This is a genomic window from Microbacterium sp. CH12i, from assembly GCF_000685355.1.
Classification (GTDB): domain Bacteria; phylum Actinomycetota; class Actinomycetes; order Actinomycetales; family Microbacteriaceae; genus Microbacterium.
Map to the genome: position 1 here is coordinate 20,381 of NZ_JHET01000003.1, position 18,374 is coordinate 38,754.

Genomic DNA, 18,374 nt, shown 5'->3' on the forward strand with positions numbered 1-18,374 from the left:
TGAGCATGGACAACGAGATCGGCCGAGGAAAGCGCGCGCGCCGCGCGTATACGTTCGACGACATCGCGGTAGTGCCGTCGCGTCGAACCCGCAACCCTGAAGACGTCTCGACCGCCTGGGTCATTGACGCCTATCAGTTCGACACCCCCATCATCGGCGCTCCGATGGATTCGGTTGTCAGCCCGCAGACCGCGATCATGCTCGGCAAGCTCGGCGGACTCGGTGTTCTCGACCTCGAAGGTCTTTGGACTCGTTACGACGATCCAGAGCCGCTGCTCGCCGAGATTGCGTCTCTCCCCGCTGACGCGGCGACGATCCGGATGCAGGAGCTTTACTCCGAGCCAGTCAAGCCCGAGCTCATCAAGTCGCGTTTGGCCGAGATTCGTGCCGCGGGCGTCACCGTTGCCGGATCCCTCACGCCGCAGCGCACCCAAGAGTTCTACGAAACAGTAGTCGCGGCAGGCGTCGACCTGTTCGTCATCCGCGGAACGACGGTTTCGGCCGAGCACGTTTCGAGCGTTGCCGAGCCGCTGAATCTGAAGAAGTTCATCTACGACCTCGACGTTCCCGTCATCGTCGGCGGTGCCGCCACGTACACCGCAGCGCTGCACCTCATGCGCACCGGTGCCGCGGGCGTGCTTGTCGGCTTCGGCGGGGGAGCGGCGTCCACGACCCGCGCAGTCCTGGGAATCCATGCGCCGATGGCCACCGCCGTTTCCGACGTTGCCGCGGCCCGCCGCGACTACCTCGATGAGTCGGGCGGACGCTACGTGCACGTCATCGCCGACGGCGGAGTCGGCACGTCCGGCGACATCGTCAAGGCGCTCGCCATGGGTGCGGATGCTGTCATGCTCGGCGTCGCGCTCGCTCGCGCCACGGATGCTCCGGGGCGGGGCTTCCACTGGGGTCCTGAGGCACACCACCCGCAGCTTCCCCGCGGCCGCCGCGTTGCCGTCGACGGCGTCGCCACGCTCGAGGAGATTCTCTACGGTCCCGCTCCCGTCGCCGACGGCACTGCGAACCTCATCGGGGCTCTCCGCAAATCGATGGCGACCACCGGCTACTCCGATCTCAAGGAGTTCCAGCGCGTCGAGGTCGTTCTCGCTCCTTACCCGCAGTCCTGACGGGTATTCAGCACACCGTGACGACACCGCAGACATTCGCGCCGACCCTTCGCGAGGTCATGCTGCGGGGACGCTGGATCGGCGTGCTCTGCCTCTGCCTCGTAGTCGCGGGTGTCTTCGCCTTTCTCGGGCAGTGGCAGCTTGAGCGTGCGATTGATACCGAGCCCACCGCCCCCGGTATCACTGAAGACGTGCGGCCTCTCGCCGACGTCGTCATGCCGGGCCAGTATCTGCCCGAGCCGTACGTCGGGCAGCGTGTCGAAACCGAAGGCACCTGGGTCGCCGGTGACTTCCTGGTCGTCTCTTCTCGTTTCAATGACGGTGCCGAGGGCTACTGGGTCACCGGCCAGTTGCGCGTGGACGAGCGCACCTCGATCGCCGTCGCGCTCGGATGGGCACCTGATCGCGAGTCAGCGGATGCCGCGGCATCCGCTCTCGAATCCGACGCGGCAGGTACCATCGCAGAGATCACCGGGCGCGTGATCTCTGACGAGGGCACGTCATTGCCGACGAAGGACGACCCGTACGCGATGAGCCGGATGTCTCCGGCGATGCTGCTCAGCCAGTGGCACGACACCGAGCAGCTTTCTATGTATCGTCCCTATCTCGCTTCCATCGAGGCGCCCGCAGGCCTGGACGACATCGACTCACCCGCACCGGACGAGATCTCGCCGGTGAACTGGTTGAACGTCTTCTACGCCATCGAGTGGGCAGTCTTCGCTGGCTTCGCGTTCTACATCTGGTATCGCCTGGCGAAGGACCGCTGGGAGCTCGAAGTCGAGGAATTCGAAGAGCGCGCAGCCGCGGCATCCTGATGGTCATAGAGGCTGAGGCACCAGAAGGTGGCCTTTTGGTTAGTGATCGGTGAACTCCATTGAGGATGTCGGCGGCCCGACCTAGGCTCGCTCCCGGAGCCCCGCCAACCCCTCTGTTAGGCGTTCGCGGTGGATGCCGCCTGTGTGCCTCATGAAGGCATTCAGGGCCATTTCCGTCGACGTCGAGGAGACCTACCGCATGATGTTCGCCCCCGACGGTGCAGTGCTGCGCACTGGATCGTCTATCCCACGCAGACGGGGGCGCCTTGCGGCTCTCGCAGCGACCGCAACCGCCGCTCTCGCCATCGGAACTCTCGGCGCTGTTCCCGCCTCTGCCGCCGTTGACGGCACAGGCGTTGTGATCAACGAGGCCTACCTCTCTGGTGGTAGCGCCGGTGCGGCGTTCAAGAACAAGTTCGTCGAGCTGTACAACCCCACCGACGCGCCGATCGTTCTCGACGGCATGTCGCTGCAGTACCGCTCCGCGGGCGGCGCTGCCGCATTCACCGGTGTGACCCCGCTGACCGGGACGATTCCGGCCGGCGGGTATTTCCTGGTTAAGGGCGGCACCAACAGCGGCGCATCGGCAGCTTCGGAATTGCCCACGGCGGATGTGTCGGGCGCTCTGAACCCGAGCGGCACCACTGGCACGGTTGCGCTCGTACAGGGAACCTCGGCGGTCACCCTCGGCACTGGTTCGATCGTGGGCGTCGATGGTGTCATTGACCTGCTCGGCTACGGTGGCTCGAATACTTTTGAGGGCACGCTTGCTGCGGCGCCTTCCTCCAACACCGACGTGAAGTCGATGAACCGTGCGGAAGGTGCGGACACTGACACCAACGGCGCAGACTTCTTGCTCTCAGCCACCGTGTCGCCCACCAACGCAGCGGGTGAGACGACTGGCACAGTCCCCGATCCCGACCCGGATCCCGACCCGGATCCCGAACCTGAACCGGAGCCCGGCCAGGCGACCTCCATCGCTGAGGTGCAGGGCACAGGCGATGTCTCTCCGCTCGCTGGCCAGACGGTCACCGTCGAGGGCATCGTCACCGGCGACTATCGCGTCGGCGGGTACAAGGGCATTGCGATCCAGACCGCCGGCAGCGGCGGCGACACGGATGCCACGCCCGGAGCATCCGACGGTATCTTCGTCTTCCTCAACAACCTGGCCCCGACACTCGCGATCGGAGATCTTGTCTCGGTTACGGGCAGCGTTTCGGAGTACTTCGGCCAGACGCAGATCGCACCGGCAGCCGCGGGCAATGTGACCGTCGCGACGGCCGCCGCCGGCGTTCCTGCCGTCACCCCGCTGCCGGAATCGGTGGTCGGAACCGACCGGGAGGCCTACGAGAACATGCTCGTCGCGCCGACCGGCGCCTACCTGGTCGCCTCCAGCCACCAGCTCTACAACTTCGGCACGCTGTGGTTGAACCCGGGCGACCTCAACGTCAAGGGCACTGAGACCACTCGTCCTGGTGCCGACGCCGATGCGATCGCCGCCGCGAACCGCGCCGACCGCATCCTGCTCGACGACGGCTGGAACTCGCAGGTCACCAGCAACGCGCACCCTGGCGAGCAGCCCTACTTCACGGCAGACACCGCGGTGCGAAACGGCGACCTCGTCGACTTCGCCGAGACCGGTTACGTGCTGCAGTATGGCTTCGATGACTGGCGCCTGCAGCCTGTCATCGCGATCGACGATGCCAGCGATGCAGCCTACAAAGCGACGTTCGAGGCGAGCAACCCGCGCCCTGAGACGGCTCCCGAGGTTGGCGGCGACGTCAACGTCGCAGCATTCAACGTCTTCAACTACTTCACGACGCTGCAGAGCGAAGACTCAAACGCTCGTGGGGCCAAGACCGCTGAGCTGTTCGCGACCCAGAAATCGAAGATCGTCACGGCGATCAACGGTCTCGACGCCGACGTGGTCGCGTTGATGGAGATCGAAAACTCGATCCACTTCAACAAGCCAGTCGACACCGCAGTCAAGGACCTCGTCAGCGGTCTCAACGACGACGCCGGCTCCGACATCTGGGCATACGTCCCGACGCCGGCCGCGCTACTCAACACCGACACTGACGTGATCACGAACGCGATCATCTACAAGAAGGATGCCGCCAGCCCGGTAGGCGACAGCGTCACGGTGGTCGACGAGACCGTGTGGAACAACGCACGTGAGCCGATCGCGCAGACGTTCGACTTTGACGGCAAGGTCGTCTCGGTCGTCGCGAACCACTTCAAGTCAAAGTCCCCGCCATCCGGCGGCGGCGCTGAGCCCGCTGATGGACAGGGCTTCTTCAACGAGGACCGCACGGCGCAGGCGCAGTCACTGCTTGAGCTCACCGAGACTCTGAAAACGACCAGCGAAAGCGACGACGTCCTCCTGCTCGGTGACTTCAATGCCTACGGCAAGGAAGACCCGATCGATGTGTTCGCGCAGGCAGGCTGGACCGACCTCGTGCCGGCGAACGCCGCCGGCCAGTACACCTACACGTTTGACGGCGAGCTCGGCTCTCTCGATCACGCGATCGCATCTCCGTCGCTGACGCAGTCGGTCAGCGGTACAGGCGTCTGGGGGATCAACTCTTCGGAGTGGAGCGATCGTGGCTACTCGTTCGGCGCTGCTGAGGCTGGCACGCCGTTCCGTTCGAGCGACCACGACCCGGTGATCGTCGGCATCTCTACCGAGATCCCACCGGTCAACATCGACATCGTCACGATCAACGACTTCCATGGTCGTATCGAGGCCGACAACCTCTCGGCGGGCGCAGCGGTGCTTGCCGGTGCGGTGCAGTCGGTGCGTGATACGAACCCGAACACGGTGTTCGCCGCAGCGGGTGACCTCATCGGTGCCTCCACGTTCACCTCGTTCATCAACGATGACAACCCCACGATCGATGCGCTGAACGCCGCCGGACTCGATGTGAGCGCCGCCGGAAACCACGAGTTCGATCAGGGCTGGGAAGACCTCCGTGACCGCGTGCAGAGCCGCGCGGACTGGGAGTACATCTCCTCGAACGTCTTCGTCACCGACACCGGTGAGACGGCGCTTGCGCCCGCATGGGTGACCGAAATGGAGGGCGTGAAGGTTGGGTTCATCGGTGCTGTCACAGAAGAGCTCGACTCGCTAGTCTCCCGCGAAGGCATCGCTGATCTCGAGGTGCGCAGCATCGTCGACTCGGTCAACGGTGTTGCCACTGATCTCACCGATGGTGATGACACCAACGGTGAAGCCGATGTGCTGATCCTGCTGGTCCACGAGGGTGCGACGTCTACCGACGTTGCGAGCATCACCCCCGAGTCGGCCCTCGGCAAGATCGTCGAAGGCGTTGATCCCAGCGTGAACGCGATCGTGTCCGCGCACACGCACCTTGCCTATAACCACGTCATCGACGGCCGCCCGGTCGTCTCGGCAGGGCAGTACGGCGAGAACTTCGGTCTGATGAACCTGAAGGTCGACCCGAAGTCGAAGGAGCTGCTCTCGATCACCAACGAGATCAAGCCGCTCACCGACAAGGGAACCGCGCTGTACCCGGCAGTCAAGGGCGTGCAGGACATCGTCGACGCGGCGAAGGCTGAAGCCGATGTCTTGGGCGCTGAGCCGGTCGGTGGCATCACGGCTGACTTCAACCGTGCACGTCAAACGAACGCGTCGGAGAACCGCGGTGGTGAGTCGACCATCGGAAACTTCGTCGCTGACGTTCACCAGTGGGCCACCGGCGCAGATATTGCGCTGATGAACCCGGGTGGCATCCGTGCGAATCTCACCTACGCGTCCGGCGGTGCAGACGACGCCGATGGCAACGTGACGTTCCGTGAGGCCGCGACGGTGCAGCCGTTCGCCAACACGCTGGTCACGGTGAACCTCACTGGTGCGCAGTTGAAGGCTGTGCTTGAGGAGCAGTGGCAGCCGGCCGGTTCGAGCCGTCCGTTCCTGAAGCTCGGCGTCTCGGAAGGCGTGCAGTACACCTACGACCCGACGGCAGCGGCAGGGGAGCGGATCACGTCGATCACGCTCAACGGCAGTCCAATCGACCCGGCGGCGTCCTACGTCGTCGCGGCGAACTCGTTCCTTGCGGCTGGTGGAGACAACTTCTTCACCTTCGCAGAGGGCACGAACAAGGCAGACACCGGAAAGATCGACCTCGCGTCGATGGTGGACTGGTTCGACGCCAACGGCACCGCATCACCTGACCTCGCCCAGCGCGCGGTCGGTGTGGCGCTGAGTGCTCCGGATGCCGATGGCTACAGCACAGGCGACCAGGTCACGATCGACCTGTCGTCGCTGGCGTTCAGCGCCGGTGAAGCAGCCCAGGGCGACGTCACTGTGTCGCTTGGTGACACGGTTCTCGCGACCGGCGCTGTGGATCCGACAATCGTTGACACCACCGACGAAGCGGGGCGTGCCAGCCTGGCGTTCACGGTTCCGGATGGTGTCTTTGGTGCGCAGGTGCTGACGGTCGCCAACGGCGCCACTTCGGTGCAGGTGCCGGTCACGTTTGCGGATGAAATCGAGCAGACGTTCGCCGGAACGATCAATGTCGGATCGAAGACAGTCAGCGCAGGCAAGAAGCTCAGCATCACCGGTGCGAGCTTCGAAGCAGGCGAAATCCTGACGGTCACCCTCCAGCCGAAGAAGGGCAAGCTCGTTGAGCTGGGCACCGTCACGGTTCGTGCAGACGGCACCTTCGCCAGCTCAGTCACGGTTCCCAAGAAGGCGAATGCCGGGAAGTACACCGTCATCGTCGCTCAGGCGGATGGAGACCAGGCAACAGGCACTGTCACGGTCAACCGTGGCAACGGCGGCGCTGTTGGCGGAGTGATCCGCGACATCATCGACTGGCTGTGGGGGCTGTTGCGCGGCTGGTTCTGAGTCCGCTGATACACGCGCAGAGGCCGTCGGGGTGAACCCGGCGGCCTCTGTCGTTGTGCGGCAAGCCTGCGCGGCGGTGCGCCTGCGACCCCGGGTAGACTTGACGCCATGCCAGAACCCAAAGCTGCCTCCTTCCCGAAGATCCGCGGGGCGCTGAAGTTCTACCAGATCGCGTCGATCATCACGGGTGTCATGCTGCTTCTGCTGCTGACCGAGATGATCCTGAAGTACAGCCCCATTCACGTCGAGCTCTTCGCCGGCGGCTCTGGAGGGATCCTCTGGTTCGCTCCGGTCATCGTCGGTGACGGATGCCAGTGGTTCTCGCTGTTCGTGCCGGGAGGCATGGGCTGCGATCTCGTCTCCGCTGGTGACGGCGTGAACATCTCGCTATTCATCCTTGTGGCGCACGGATGGTTCTACGTCGTCTACCTCTTCGCCTGCTTCCGCATGTGGAGCCTGATGCGCTGGCCGTTCTCGCGGTTCATCGTGCTCGCTCTCGGTGGCGTCATTCCGGCGCTCTCGTTCATCATGGAGGCCAAGGTCTCCCGCGAGGTCAAGGCATATCTCGTATCCCGTGAGGCGGCCCTCGCCGCCGAAACCCACCCCCAGGAGGCCACGCGATGAGCGCAGATACCGCCCAGCGCCCCGTCCTCGTCGTCGACTTCGGTGCCCAGTATGCGCAGCTCATCGCGCGTCGCGTCCGTGAGGCCGGCGTCTACAGCGAGATCGTGCCGCACACGGTCACCGCCGCTGAAATCGGCGAGAAGAACCCGGTCGCGCTCATTCTCTCCGGCGGGCCCTCGTCGGTCTACGCCGAAGAAGCGCCTTCGCTCGACAGCGCAATCTTCGATCTCGGCATCCCGACGCTTGGCATTTGCTATGGCTTCCAGGTGATGGCGCGGGCACTCGGCGGCGAGGTCGCCAACACCGGGCTTCGTGAGTACGGTGCGACGGATGCTGCGCTCACCGGCGACGGCGGCGTACTGCTCGGCGGACAGCCGAACACCCAGAACGTGTGGATGAGCCACGGCGACCAGGTCGCCCGCGCGCCAGAAGGATTCGAGGTGCTCGCCTCCACCGCGGCCACTCCGGTCGCAGCCTTCGGCAGTGCAGAGAGGTGCTTCTACGGTGTGCAGTGGCACCCTGAGGTGAAGCACTCCGACCACGGCCAGCAGGTCATCGAAAACTTCCTCCACAAGGCCGCGGGACTCGCCGCCGACTGGAACAGCGGCAACGTCATCGACGAGCAGATCGCCCGCATCCGCGAGCAGGTCGCTCCGCCCGCGTCATCTCCGCCCTATCCGGTGGCGTTGATTCGGCTGTCTCCACTGCTCTCGTGCACAAGGCGATTGGTGACCAACTGACTGCCGTGTTCGTCGACCACGGACTGTTGCGCAAGGGCGAGCGTGAGCAGGTCGAGAACGACTACGTGGCATCTACAGGTGTGCGTCTGATCACTGTTGACGCGGCAGAAACGTTCCTCGGTCACCTTGAGGGCGTCAGTGACCCCGAGCAGAAGCGCAAGATCATCGGCCGCGAGTTCATTCGCGCGTCGAGAAGGTTCAGCTCGATCTCGTCGCCGAAGCCAAGGCGTCGGGGGAGCCGGTGAAGTTCCTTGTGCAGGGGACGCTCTACCCGGACGCGTAGAGTCTGGCGGTGGCACTGGCACTGCGAACATCAAGTCGCACCACAACGTCGGGGGCCTCCCCGAAGACCTTGATTTTGAGCTCATCGAGCCGCTGCGCACCCTCTTCAAGGACGAGGTGCGCGCGATCGGTCGTGAGCTCGGCCTTCCCGAGGCGATCGTCGGACGTCAGCCGTTTCCGGGGCCCGGCCTCGGTATCCGCATCGTGGGCGAGGTTACCGCTGACCGTCTCGAGATTCTGCGCGAAGCCGACGCGATTGCTCGCGAAGAGCTGACCAACGCGGGCCTCGACAATGAGATCTGGCAGTGCCCTGTTGTGCTGCTCGCCGACGTCCGCTCGGTGGGCGTGCAGGGCGACGGCCGCACCTACGGTCACCCGATCGTGCTGCGCCCGGTCTCCAGCGAAGACGCGATGACCGCCGACTGGACGCGCCTGCCCTACGACGTGCTCTCGAAGATCTCCAACCGCATCACCAACGAGGTGCGCGACGTCAACCGCGTTGTTCTCGACGTGACCTCAAAGCCCCCGGGGACCATCGAGTGGGAGTGACGAAGTCACTTCCGCGCTGAAAATTCCTGTCTCCTTGTCGATCCGGACTCTTCCCGTTCGACGTCTTCAGTGAGAGGGTCGATAACGGCCCCAGACTCAAGGAGAACAATCATGAAGTACATGTTGATTATGCGCGCGACGGACGAAGCAGTCGAGGCATACAAGAACGTCCCGTTCGAGCAGGTCATCGAGGCGATGGGCAAGTACAACGAGTTGATGACGAAGGCGGGCGTCCTTGTTGCGGGCGAAGGCCTCAGCGATGCGGAGGAAGGTTTCGTCGTCGACTTTTCTGCCGAGACACCGCTCGTCACGGACGGGCCGTATGGCGAGACCAAGGAACTGTTCAACGGCTTCTGGATCCTCGAAGTCTCTACCCGCGAAGAGGCCGCAGAATGGGCGAAGCGCGCCCCGCTCGGCGCAGGCTCATTTCTTGAGGTACGCCGCGTGACCGGAGTCGAGGACTTCCCGGCCGACAATGAATGGGTGCAGAAGGAACAGGAAATGCGCGGCGAGCAGGCGCAACGCGCCCAGCAGTGACATGACCGCAACCGGTGATGCGACGGTGCACTCTACTAGCAGCGTGGAGCGTACCGTCGCCGCTGTGTGGCGTATCGAATCGGCCAAGATCGTCGCGACTCTCACTCGCATGGTCGGCGACTTCGGTCTCGCCGAGGACCTCGCCCAGGATGCGCTCGTCGATGCGCTGAGCCAGTGGCCGGCTGAGGGCGTGCCGCGCAATCCTGCAGCCTGGCTCACGTCGGTCGCGAAGCGCAAGGCGATTGACGGATGGCGTCGGCAGGAGCGCTACCGCGACCGCATCGTGCGCGCGAAGAGGACGCTGTCGGCAGCGAAGGTGCCTTTTGAGTTGCCGCCACGCGAGGAGTACCCCGAGCGTCTGAGCGCGATCCTCGGAGTGCTCTACCTGATCTTCAACGAGGGTCACGCTGCCACCAGCGGTTCGGACTGGATGCGCCCAGAACTCAGCATCGAGGCAATCCGCCTCGCGCGAGTGCTCATCGGGCTCCTTCCGCAAGAGCGCGACGCGCACAACCTGCTCGCGCTTATGGAGCTCACCGCCGCGCGCTTTCCCGCCAGAGTTGATGCACAGGGGGAGCCGGTAAACCTCGCTGATCAGGACCGCTCTCAGTGGGACCGCGGCCGCCTCTTACGAGGCCGCGCGGAACTCGCCGCAGCCGACGCCATCGGCGGAGGGCGAACGGCCTACGGGCTACGGGCGGCGATCGCAGAATGCCATGCGGTGGCGGCCTCCATTGATAACACCGACTGGGATCGAATCGTTGTCCTCTATGAAGCACTCGGTCGCATCGCACCGTCGCCGGTCGTCGAACTCAACCGGGCTGCGGCCGTCGCGATGGCGACCGGCCCCGCATCCGCTCTGCGCATCATCGATCGAATTGTGGCATCCGGTGCTCTCAAGGGCTACCACCTGCTCTCGGCGACGCGCGGCGAGATGCTCATGCGACTTGGACGAAAAGAAGAGGCGCGCTCCGAGTTCGCCACCGCCGCGAAATTCGCGGGGAACGACAGGGAGCGCGCCTTTCTTGAGGCTAAGGCCTCTCAGTAGCGAGGGTTAGCGACTTGCCTTGCTGCCACGACCCACAATGAGGCCGTAAATCAGCAGCACGATGATTGCGCCACCGATTGCGAGAGCCCATGTGGACAGGCTCCAGAACTCGTTGATGCCGACACCGAAGAGCATGCCGCCGATCCAGCCGCCGAGGATTGCTCCGACGACTCCGAGGATCAGTGTGACGATCCAGCCGCCACCCTGCTTACCCGGCAGGATCAGCTTGGCGATGGCGCCAGCGATCAGTCCAAGGATAAGAAATGCGAGGAAACCCATAATGTTCTCCCTTTCTGTAGCGGTGACAATATGATGCCGCACTCAACGAAGTCTTGCTAGACCCTTGCGGGCGAGTCTCAAATATGAGAAAAGGGCCTATCTCCGTGGAGATGGGCCCTTTTCTGCGACAGAGAGGTCGTTTGGTGATCAGTTGCGAACGATGGCGATGATGCGCAGAATCTCGACGTACAGCCACACGACCGTGACCATGATGCCGAAGCCGCCGAGCCAGCCGTACTGGCGGGGAGCGCCGTTGCGCACGCCCTGCTGAATCTGATCGAAGTCCAACACGAGCGAGTACGCCGCCATGAAGACGACCAGGACGCCGATGATGAGTCCGAGCGGGATGCCCATGATCGTTGCGCTGTAGAGACCGAATGCCTGACCAGCCGGCAGAACACCCGTCCACATCAGGATGAGGTTCAGCACCGAGAACACCAGGTAGCCGACCATCGCGATCATGACGATCTTGGTCATCTTCTTGGAAGCGCGGATCTTGCCGCTTGCGAAGAGAGCGAGCGTTACACCTACGACAGAGAGGGTTGCGAGTGTCGCCTGCATGACGATACCGGGCCACATCATCTCGAAGAACGCCGAGATACCGCCGACGAACAGCCCTTCAAGAGCCGCGTAAGCGAAAATCAGTGCCGGGCGCACCTTCTTGCGCGACGTGAACGTGATGACCATCGCGAGGACGAAGCCACCGAGTGCGCCGATCATCCACGGAAGCATCGATACGCCCGCGGACGGATCAGCCCGTACACCGCCGAGCGTCCATATCCAGCCGACAACGGCGGTGACGAGCAGGATTGCGAACAGGCCAGCGGTCTTCCAGACCGTGTCCTCAACGCTCATGCGGTCAGTTTCAATAGCACCGGCCGGGGGCGCGGCGTACATGCCCTCGAGCTGTGCGTTGGCTGCGGCATCCATGCCTGCGTGCTGAACCGACGCGGCCTGTGCGCCAGCAGCTGCCTGCGGGCCGCCAGGATAGGTCGCGACGTTGCGCGGATCTTGCTGCTTGAACGCCGGGTTGTTGAATGCGAAATTGCTCATCGTGGCCTCACTCCAAAAGGGTTTACAGGTCGCTGAACACTACGATACCGGCGCGAATCGCTCAATGGTGTGTTCTACGCTGGGAGCATGCCCAGGAAGTTTCCCCTCGTCATCGGCCATCGGGGCACCCCTGGGTACCGTCCGGAGCACAGCAGGTCCTCGTATGAACTCGCTCTGGCGATGGGGGTGGATGCTGTTGAGCCCGACGTCGTCGCATCCAAGGATGGTGTCCTCGTCGTTCGCCATGAGAACGAGATATCAAGCACCACTGATGTCGAGGCACGCCCCGAGTTCGCCGACCGTAAGTGCACCAAGCGTATTGATGGCCATGCGCTGACCGGTTGGTTCACCGAGGATTTCACCTGGGACGAGCTTGCGACGTTGCGCACGCGCGAGCGGCTTCCGCAGGTGCGCGCGTCGAGTGCAAGCTTCGACGGAGCACAGGGGATTTTACGGCTGAGCGACGTATTCGACATCGTGCGTGCGGGATCTGTCGAGCACGGGCGCGAGATTGGCGTCGTCGTCGAGATCAAACACGCCACCTACTTCGCGAGCATCGGGCTCGATCTGGCGCCGCTGGTCGCCCACGATGTGAAAGCGGCCGGATGGGCGGACGGCGAGCTGCCCCTGATCATCGAGTCTTTCGAGTCGACCGTCCTTGTGCAGCTGCGGGCAACCGACATCTCCGCGTCGTACATCTATCTGATCGAGGCATCCGGCCGCCCGTACGATCAACTCGTCGCTCACGGCCGTCAGGCGGACACTTACCTGGCGACTGTCACGCCCAGTGGCCTCGATGCGCTGGTCGGCAAGGTTGACGGCATCAGCGTCAACAAGCGGATGCTGCTCGCCAAAGGCAACACGATCGTCGAAGATGCGCACGCGCGCGGCCTGAAGGTGTTCACCTGGACGGCGCGCCCTGAGAATTCGTACCTCGCCACAGAATTTCGTGGCACCGGAGGCCGCTCGGAATACGGCGACTACGAGTCGGAGTGGGCAGCGATCGCTCGAACCGGCATCGATGGGGTGTTCGTCGACCACGCTGACCTCGGAGTGGCGTTCTTTCGGAGCTAAGCGGCGCCCGACCAGCCGATCGCCGCGCTGGCTGTGCGTCTGCCGCGAGTCTTCAGACCGTGTGCCGCCTAGATGTCAGGATGACGGCATGAGCGGAATCGTTGCCGATGGTGTCAGCAGATCTTTCGGCACGGTGCATGCCGTCAGAGACGCGAGCTTCCACGCCGCACCCGGGCGAGTCACGGGGCTGGTCGGCCCCAACGGTGCGGGCAAGACCACACTGCTGCTGATGCTGTCGTCGTTGCTGGCGCCAGCATCGGGCACGATCCGTATCAACGATATCGATCCGCTGGAGGACCCGCTCGCTGCACGTCGCCTGCTCGGCTGGATGCCGGATGCCCTCGGCGCCTGGCCATCGCTAACCGCCCGCGAGACGATCGTTACCACCGCGCGGCTTTACGACATCGAGCGATCCGCAGCCGAGGCGCGGGCTGCTGAGTTGCTCGCCCTCGTCGGTCTCGATGACCTTGCGGACGCTCCGGCGAAGGTTCTCTCACGCGGTCAGAAGCAGAAGCTCGGCTTGGCGCGGGCGCTCGTGCATGACCCGCAGGTGCTGCTGCTGGATGAGCCCGCATCGGGTCTTGATCCGCAGGCGCGTGTGCAACTGCGGGAGCTGCTCAGGCGGCTCGCGGGCGAGGGACGCACGGTGCTGATCTCCAGCCACATCCTCGCCGAACTCGAAGAGGTCATCGACGACGCGGTGTTCCTCGTCGCGGGTGCTGTTGTTGATGCGGCACCCGAACGCGAGACCGTGCGTGCTTGGCGCATTCGCCTTGCTGACAGCGCGACGGATCGGCTGGCAGCCGACGTCGAGCAGATCGCTGCGGCGCTTGCCATGGCGCCTGGGGCACTCGGCACGGATCGCAACGGTGTGATCGTCGGCTTCAACGCAGAGCATGCCGCGGCAGACGGGTTGCGGAGGATCGTTGACGCCGGCCTCGCCGTTGCCGAGTTCGCTCCGGCGCAGAGCGCCCTGGAGCATACGTTCCTCAACCTTCCTCGGACGGAGGCCGGAGCATGAGCATTGCGCACATCGGCACCATCGCCCGACTTGAGCTCACGCAGCGACTACGTAGCGTCGGCTGGTACATCCTGCTGGGCGTCTTCGCCGTTATCCTGCTTGGCTGCACCGTCCTTGCATTCGCGGTGTACTCGTACACCGGGGCAGCGGGCGCCGGCGTCTACTCGATCGTGGTCAACCTCGTTCTGTTGCTGGTCGTCCTCATTTCGCCGACGCTCAGCGGCAATGCGATCAACGGCGATCGGGATGCCGCAACCCTCGCCGCCGTGCAGGTCACAGCAGTGTCGACCGGTGACATCATGCTCGGCAAACTGCTCGCTGCAATCGCGACCGGGGGAGTCTTCCTGCTCGTCGCGCTGCCATTCCTCGCGGTATCGCTGGTTGGCGGCGGCGTGTATCCGGCGACGCTTGCGGTGTCGCTACTCGTGCTCGCCGCCGAGATCATCGTCGTTGCCGCGGTCGGTGTGGGCCTGAGCGGACTCATTGCACGTCCGTTGTTCTCGGTGGCGGCCACCTATCTCGTCGTGGCGGCACTCACGATCGGAACTCTCATCGCGTTCGGGCTCGGCGGCACCGCACTGCGTAGCGAGACGACCTCGTACAACCGTCCGTTCGACAACGCCGGAAACGCGGACTGCACCCGCTGGGAGTCGTACACGTACGAGACACCGCGCTTTGATCGGGTCTGGTGGACGCTCGCTGCGAACCCGTTCGTGGTGCTGGCAGATGCCACACCGACGGTGTTCGACGCCCATGGCTCGCCGGTCGATCTATTCGGTCAAATCAAGTACGGCGTACGCAGCGCGCAACAGCCGCCCGCAGATCAACGGTGGGACGCGTGCGATGAGATGCTGTCAACGACCTACCCCACTCCGCGTGAAGTCATCGACAGGAGTGTTCCCAGCTGGTTCGTCGGGCTCGGCATCCAAATCGTCATCGCCGCAGGTTTGTTCGCCGGCGCGTGGGCGCGCACGCGCACTCCGGCGCGGATGCTGCCACCGGGTACCCGCATCGCCTGAGCTGCACAGCCTGAGCCTCACCGCCATGGCTGGCCACAGCCCGTTCATGTGGTGGACATCTTCTCGACGCAGAAATTTAAGCGCGACTCGATGGTCTGGACGTATCCCGTTCTCTTCCTGACCCTGGAGTCACATGTCTCGCCTGCAACGCGGGTTCGCGACAACAGCAGTGTGCGCAATGAGCGCCGCCCTGCTGCTTGCCGTTCCCACCTCTGCCATCGGTGCTGACGCACCGCTCGGCGTCCGCATAAACGAAGTTGTGTCGAACGGAGGAAGCCCGGACGACTGGATCGAGTTCTACAACTACTCCGACAGCGATGTCGATCTGAGCGGCTATGTCGTTCAGGACAACAGCGACAAGAATCCCTACACATTCCCCGACGGCACGATCGTGGCGCCGGATGATTACCTGGTCATTGACACGGTCAAGTCCGGCGCTGGTGACTTCGACTTCGGTCTCGGCAAGGGCGACAGCGTGCGCGTTTTCGCGCCGGGCGATGCCAACGGCGCAGAGCCGTTGCTGCAGACGACCTGGCCCGCCGACACACATGCCGTGCCCAGCTGGGGCGCTCAGGACGTCGACGGAGAGCTCGTCTGGGGCCTGACGGACGCGAGCACCAAGGGTGCAGCGAACACGTTCCCGGTCGACGTGCCGGAAACGCCGGAAGAACCAGAGACGCCGGAAGAACCCGAAACTCCCGGCGAGACACCGGTCGCCGGTTCCGTCGTGCTCAACGAGGTCGACTCACAGCCTGCCGACTGGGTGGAGCTTTACAACCCCGGGACCGAAGCCTTTGATCTTTCGGGATACGAGCTCCGCGACAACTCCGACGACCACCGCTGGGCCTTTCCCGCACACTCGTCGATCGCCGCCGGACAGTTCCTTGTCATCGATGAGAACACTGCAGGTTTGGCGTACAACGATAAGACCAAGACATATGCGGACGGCACGTTCGCGGGAGCGATCGGCATCGGTTCCGCCGACGAGATCCGTCTTTTCGCGCCGGCCGGTCAGCTGATCGACCGCACCGGCACGTGGGAGGGCCACGCCAACATCAACGGCGACGCGATTGCCGCAACACTCGCTCGCTGCGTCGATGGCGTCGGTGCCTTCGCCCTGTCGTATGCGACTCCTGGTGCAGCGAACAACTGCGTTCCTCCGACAATCGCAATCAACGAGATCGACTCGAACGGCAAGCCGGATTGGGCGGAAATCGTCAACACCGGCGACGCGTCGATCGACATCTCTGGCTGGACCCTCATGGACAACGATCCGACCAGTCACGCCGCCGACGTGCATCCGCTGGCTGAGGGCACGATCCTCCAGCCTGGCGCGTACTTCGTCTTCAACGGAACCGATCACTTCACCTTCGGTCTCGGCAACGGCGACACCGTCACCATCCGCAATGCGGACGGACTGACCGTCGCAGAGCACGCCTATCCGAAGCATGCGGAGGGCTTCTGGGCTCGATGCCAGGACGGCATCGGAGAATTCGTTGATGTTGCAGTCGGCACCCCCGGCATCCGAAACGCCTGTGGCAACCCGGTGCGCATCAACGAGGTCGAATCCGACGGTGACCCCGACTGGGTGGAGCTTGTCAATCCGACCGATGCGACGCTCGACGTCTCTGGCATCGTGGTGAAGGATAACGACGACTCGCACGCACACGTCATCGCCGACGGCACCAGCATCCCTGCTGGGGGCTACCTCGTGCTCGACACGTTGGACTTCGGAATCGGTAAAGACGACACCGTTCGCGTATTCGACGGCGAGCTGCTGGTCGACTCGACCTCGTGGGGCACGAGCCACGCGGCCACGACCTGGGGGCGTTGCCCCGACATCACCGGCAGTTTTGCGGTTACGGCAGAGCCGACCAAGGGGGCAGCCAACATCTGTGCCGGCGAGATCGCGGTCTCACCCTGGCCAGGCTCGGCCGAGGTACGCGTTCTTGACGTCCTGCCCACCTTCCTCGAAGACAGCTCAGGACTCGACACGCAGGAGACCGCCGACGGTACGTTCCTCTGGGCGGTCGACAACGGCGAAGGTCGCATTTGGAAGCTGAAGGCTTCGGCCGACGGCTCCATCACACCGGCTGACGGCTGGACCGATGGCAAGCGCGTGCGCTTCCAGAAGGATGCCGGCAACCCCGGCGCCGCCGGACCAGACACCGAGGGCATCACGGTTGACGACAATGGCCTTGTGTATGTGGCATCCGAGCGTGACAACAGCGCAAAGGGCGTCAATCAGAACAAGGTGCTGCAGGTCAACCCGAATGCATCGGATGCCGACCTCATCGCCCAGACCGAGTGGGACCTCACCGCGCTGCTTCCGGCGGTCGGCGCGAACCTCGGCATCGAGGCAGTCGAGTGGGTGCCGGATGCTGCTCTCACAGGCAAGCTCTTCGATGACAACACTCGGTCGGCCTACGATCCCTCCGTATACGCGGACCGCGGCAACGGGTTGTTCTTCGTCGCTGTTGAAGATGGTGGCGGGGTGTACGCCTTCGCACTGAAGACGGATGGTTCAGCGGTGCTCGTCTCGACCATCGATCCGGGCCTCGCCGGCGTCATGGCGCTGGACTACGACGCCGTGCTCGGCGTGATGTGGGCCGTGTGCGATGACGGCTGTGGGGGAAAGTCCGCCCAGATCACCCTCAATGGCACCGCGCAGCCCGGCATCGCACACTTCACGCGCGCACCGGGGCTGCCTGACATCAACAACGAGGCTTCGCCACGGCGCCGGCGTCGTTGTCGACAGGCGGTCAGCGTCCGGTCTGGTGGTTCGCCGACGGATATGCGTCCGAAGCACTGCGAGTCGGCACGCTGGCCGGCGGCAATGGTTCGGGTGGCGCTGGTCCGGGTGATGGCTCGGGTGGCGATGGTGGCCCCGGCACTGGCGGAAGCCAGCCCGGAGCGTCCATCGAGCCGCTGCCAGGCAGCGCGCTCGTCGAAAGCAACAATGGCGGCGCGACCGCCAGCGAATCGATCGTCGCTCCTGGCGGTCAGGTGACGATCACGCTTGGCGCACAGCATGCCGGTGCAGATGTCGAGGTCTGGATGTACTCCGACCCGATCTTCCTCACCGATGGCACGCTGAACGCCGCTGGCGCGATCACCGTCACCATCCCGAAGGATGCTCCGGCCGGGGCTCACCGCATTGCGGTGTACTCCGCGGCCGGTGACTTGCTCGGTTGGGTGAACATCGAAGTCAAGCCTGGCGGAGCTCTTGCAGCCACAGGCTCAGAGCTCCCGGCAGGCAACCTCGTGCTGGCGTTCGGGCTTCTGCTCGCCGGCGGGCTCGTGGTGGCCGCACGGCGCCGGACTCGGGTGTCGTAG

Annotated in this window: 13 protein-coding genes and 1 pseudogene; 12 read left to right on the forward strand and 2 right to left on the reverse strand. The window is 64.2% G+C overall.

The window, feature by feature from the left end; all coding sequences use genetic code 11:
• The first annotated feature begins 5 nt into the window (after nucleotides 1-5).
• From DC31_RS03280 to DC31_RS03310, 7 genes and pseudogenes are all read left to right on the forward strand, one after another.
• A complete protein-coding gene (locus DC31_RS03280) occupies nucleotides 6-1,124 on the forward strand; it encodes a GuaB3 family IMP dehydrogenase-related protein (protein WP_036277016.1) in 1,119 nt (372 codons plus the stop codon).
• 59 nt (nucleotides 1,125-1,183) lie between these two features.
• Complete coding sequence (locus DC31_RS03285; protein WP_081813722.1) at nucleotides 1,184-1,939, forward strand: SURF1 family protein; 756 nt, start codon at nucleotides 1,184-1,186, stop codon at nucleotides 1,937-1,939.
• A 151-nt stretch (nucleotides 1,940-2,090) separates the two neighbouring features.
• Entirely contained in the window at nucleotides 2,091-6,812 is a 4,722-nt protein-coding gene (locus DC31_RS03290) for an ExeM/NucH family extracellular endonuclease (protein ID WP_235201310.1), read from the forward strand.
• Nucleotides 6,813-6,920: 108 nt separating this feature from the next.
• Complete coding sequence (locus tag DC31_RS03295) at nucleotides 6,921-7,436, forward strand: DUF3817 domain-containing protein (protein ID WP_036277023.1); 516 nt, start codon at nucleotides 6,921-6,923, stop codon at nucleotides 7,434-7,436.
• Nucleotides 7,433-9,007, forward strand: a pseudogene (guaA, locus tag DC31_RS03300) (glutamine-hydrolyzing GMP synthase). The gene DC31_RS03295 and the pseudogene guaA overlap by 4 nt, the downstream one beginning before the upstream one ends.
• Nucleotides 9,008-9,118: 111 nt before the next feature.
• On the forward strand, nucleotides 9,119-9,544 hold the full coding sequence (locus tag DC31_RS03305) for a YciI family protein (RefSeq protein ID WP_036277025.1): 426 nt from the start codon (nucleotides 9,119-9,121) through the stop codon (nucleotides 9,542-9,544).
• A gap of 1 nt (nucleotide 9,545) precedes the next feature.
• Nucleotides 9,546-10,592 carry an RNA polymerase sigma factor gene (locus DC31_RS03310; RefSeq protein WP_051606371.1) on the forward strand — a complete coding sequence of 349 codons (1,047 nt, stop codon included), beginning with the start codon at nucleotides 9,546-9,548 and terminating at the stop codon, nucleotides 10,590-10,592.
• Between the two features lie 6 nt (nucleotides 10,593-10,598).
• Here the strand turns inward: DC31_RS03310 and DC31_RS03315 are convergent, their stop codons facing one another.
• Together DC31_RS03315 and DC31_RS03320 are read right to left on the reverse strand one after the other, a co-directional pair.
• Complete coding sequence (locus tag DC31_RS03315) at nucleotides 10,599-10,871, reverse strand: GlsB/YeaQ/YmgE family stress response membrane protein (RefSeq protein ID WP_036277028.1); 273 nt, start codon at nucleotides 10,869-10,871, stop codon at nucleotides 10,599-10,601.
• A gap of 147 nt (nucleotides 10,872-11,018) precedes the next feature.
• Nucleotides 11,019-11,924 (reverse strand): Bax inhibitor-1/YccA family protein, encoded by a 906-nt coding sequence (locus DC31_RS03320; protein ID WP_036277032.1) that lies wholly within the window; start codon nucleotides 11,922-11,924, stop codon nucleotides 11,019-11,021.
• 87 nt (nucleotides 11,925-12,011) lie between these two features.
• On the opposite strand from DC31_RS03320, the gene DC31_RS03325 reads away from it, so the two are divergent.
• The 5 genes from DC31_RS03325 (at nucleotide 12,012) to DC31_RS19100 (ending at nucleotide 18,374) form a co-directional block, all read left to right on the forward strand.
• Nucleotides 12,012-12,998 carry a glycerophosphodiester phosphodiesterase family protein gene (locus DC31_RS03325; RefSeq protein WP_036277562.1) on the forward strand — a complete coding sequence of 329 codons (987 nt, stop codon included), beginning with the start codon at nucleotides 12,012-12,014 and terminating at the stop codon, nucleotides 12,996-12,998.
• 88 nt (nucleotides 12,999-13,086) lie between these two features.
• Nucleotides 13,087-14,019, forward strand: a complete 933-nt coding sequence (locus DC31_RS03330) for an ABC transporter ATP-binding protein (RefSeq protein ID WP_036277035.1) — start codon at nucleotides 13,087-13,089, stop codon at nucleotides 14,017-14,019.
• Nucleotides 14,016-15,038, forward strand: coding sequence for an ABC transporter permease (locus tag DC31_RS03335; RefSeq protein WP_036277039.1), 1,023 nt, complete (start codon nucleotides 14,016-14,018; stop codon nucleotides 15,036-15,038). The genes DC31_RS03330 and DC31_RS03335 overlap by 4 nt, the downstream gene beginning before the upstream one ends.
• Before the next feature lie 178 nt (nucleotides 15,039-15,216).
• Entirely contained in the window at nucleotides 15,217-18,048 is a 2,832-nt protein-coding gene (locus DC31_RS03340) for a lamin tail domain-containing protein (RefSeq protein WP_235201311.1), read from the forward strand.
• A complete protein-coding gene (locus DC31_RS19100) occupies nucleotides 18,045-18,374 on the forward strand; it encodes a hypothetical protein (RefSeq protein WP_051606373.1) in 330 nt (109 codons plus the stop codon). Before DC31_RS03340 ends, DC31_RS19100 begins: the two co-directional genes overlap by 4 nt.

Excerpts from the sequence above, each read along its gene's own strand:
- DC31_RS03330 (WP_036277035.1), top strand. The coding sequence starts at position 13,087 with ATGAGCGGAATCGTTGCCGATGGTGTCAGCAGATCTTTCGGCACGGTG.
- DC31_RS03290 (WP_235201310.1), top strand. The coding sequence starts at position 2,091 with ATGAAGGCATTCAGGGCCATTTCCGTCGACGTCGAGGAGACCTACCGC.
- DC31_RS03335 (WP_036277039.1), top strand. The coding sequence starts at position 14,016 with ATGAGCATTGCGCACATCGGCACCATCGCCCGACTTGAGCTCACGCAG.
- DC31_RS03295 (WP_036277023.1), top strand. The coding sequence starts at position 6,921 with ATGCCAGAACCCAAAGCTGCCTCCTTCCCGAAGATCCGCGGGGCGCTG.
- DC31_RS03325 (WP_036277562.1), top strand. The coding sequence starts at position 12,012 with ATGCCCAGGAAGTTTCCCCTCGTCATCGGCCATCGGGGCACCCCTGGG.
- DC31_RS03340 (WP_235201311.1), top strand. The coding sequence starts at position 15,217 with ATGAGCGCCGCCCTGCTGCTTGCCGTTCCCACCTCTGCCATCGGTGCT.
- DC31_RS03310 (WP_051606371.1), top strand. The coding sequence starts at position 9,546 with ATGACCGCAACCGGTGATGCGACGGTGCACTCTACTAGCAGCGTGGAG.
- DC31_RS03305 (WP_036277025.1), top strand. The coding sequence starts at position 9,119 with ATGAAGTACATGTTGATTATGCGCGCGACGGACGAAGCAGTCGAGGCA.
- DC31_RS03280 (WP_036277016.1), top strand. The coding sequence starts at position 6 with ATGGACAACGAGATCGGCCGAGGAAAGCGCGCGCGCCGCGCGTATACG.
- DC31_RS03315 (WP_036277028.1), bottom strand. The coding sequence starts at position 10,871 with ATGGGTTTCCTCGCATTTCTTATCCTTGGACTGATCGCTGGCGCCATC.
- DC31_RS03320 (WP_036277032.1), bottom strand. The coding sequence starts at position 11,924 with ATGAGCAATTTCGCATTCAACAACCCGGCGTTCAAGCAGCAAGATCCG.
- DC31_RS03285 (WP_081813722.1), top strand. The coding sequence starts at position 1,184 with ATGCTGCGGGGACGCTGGATCGGCGTGCTCTGCCTCTGCCTCGTAGTC.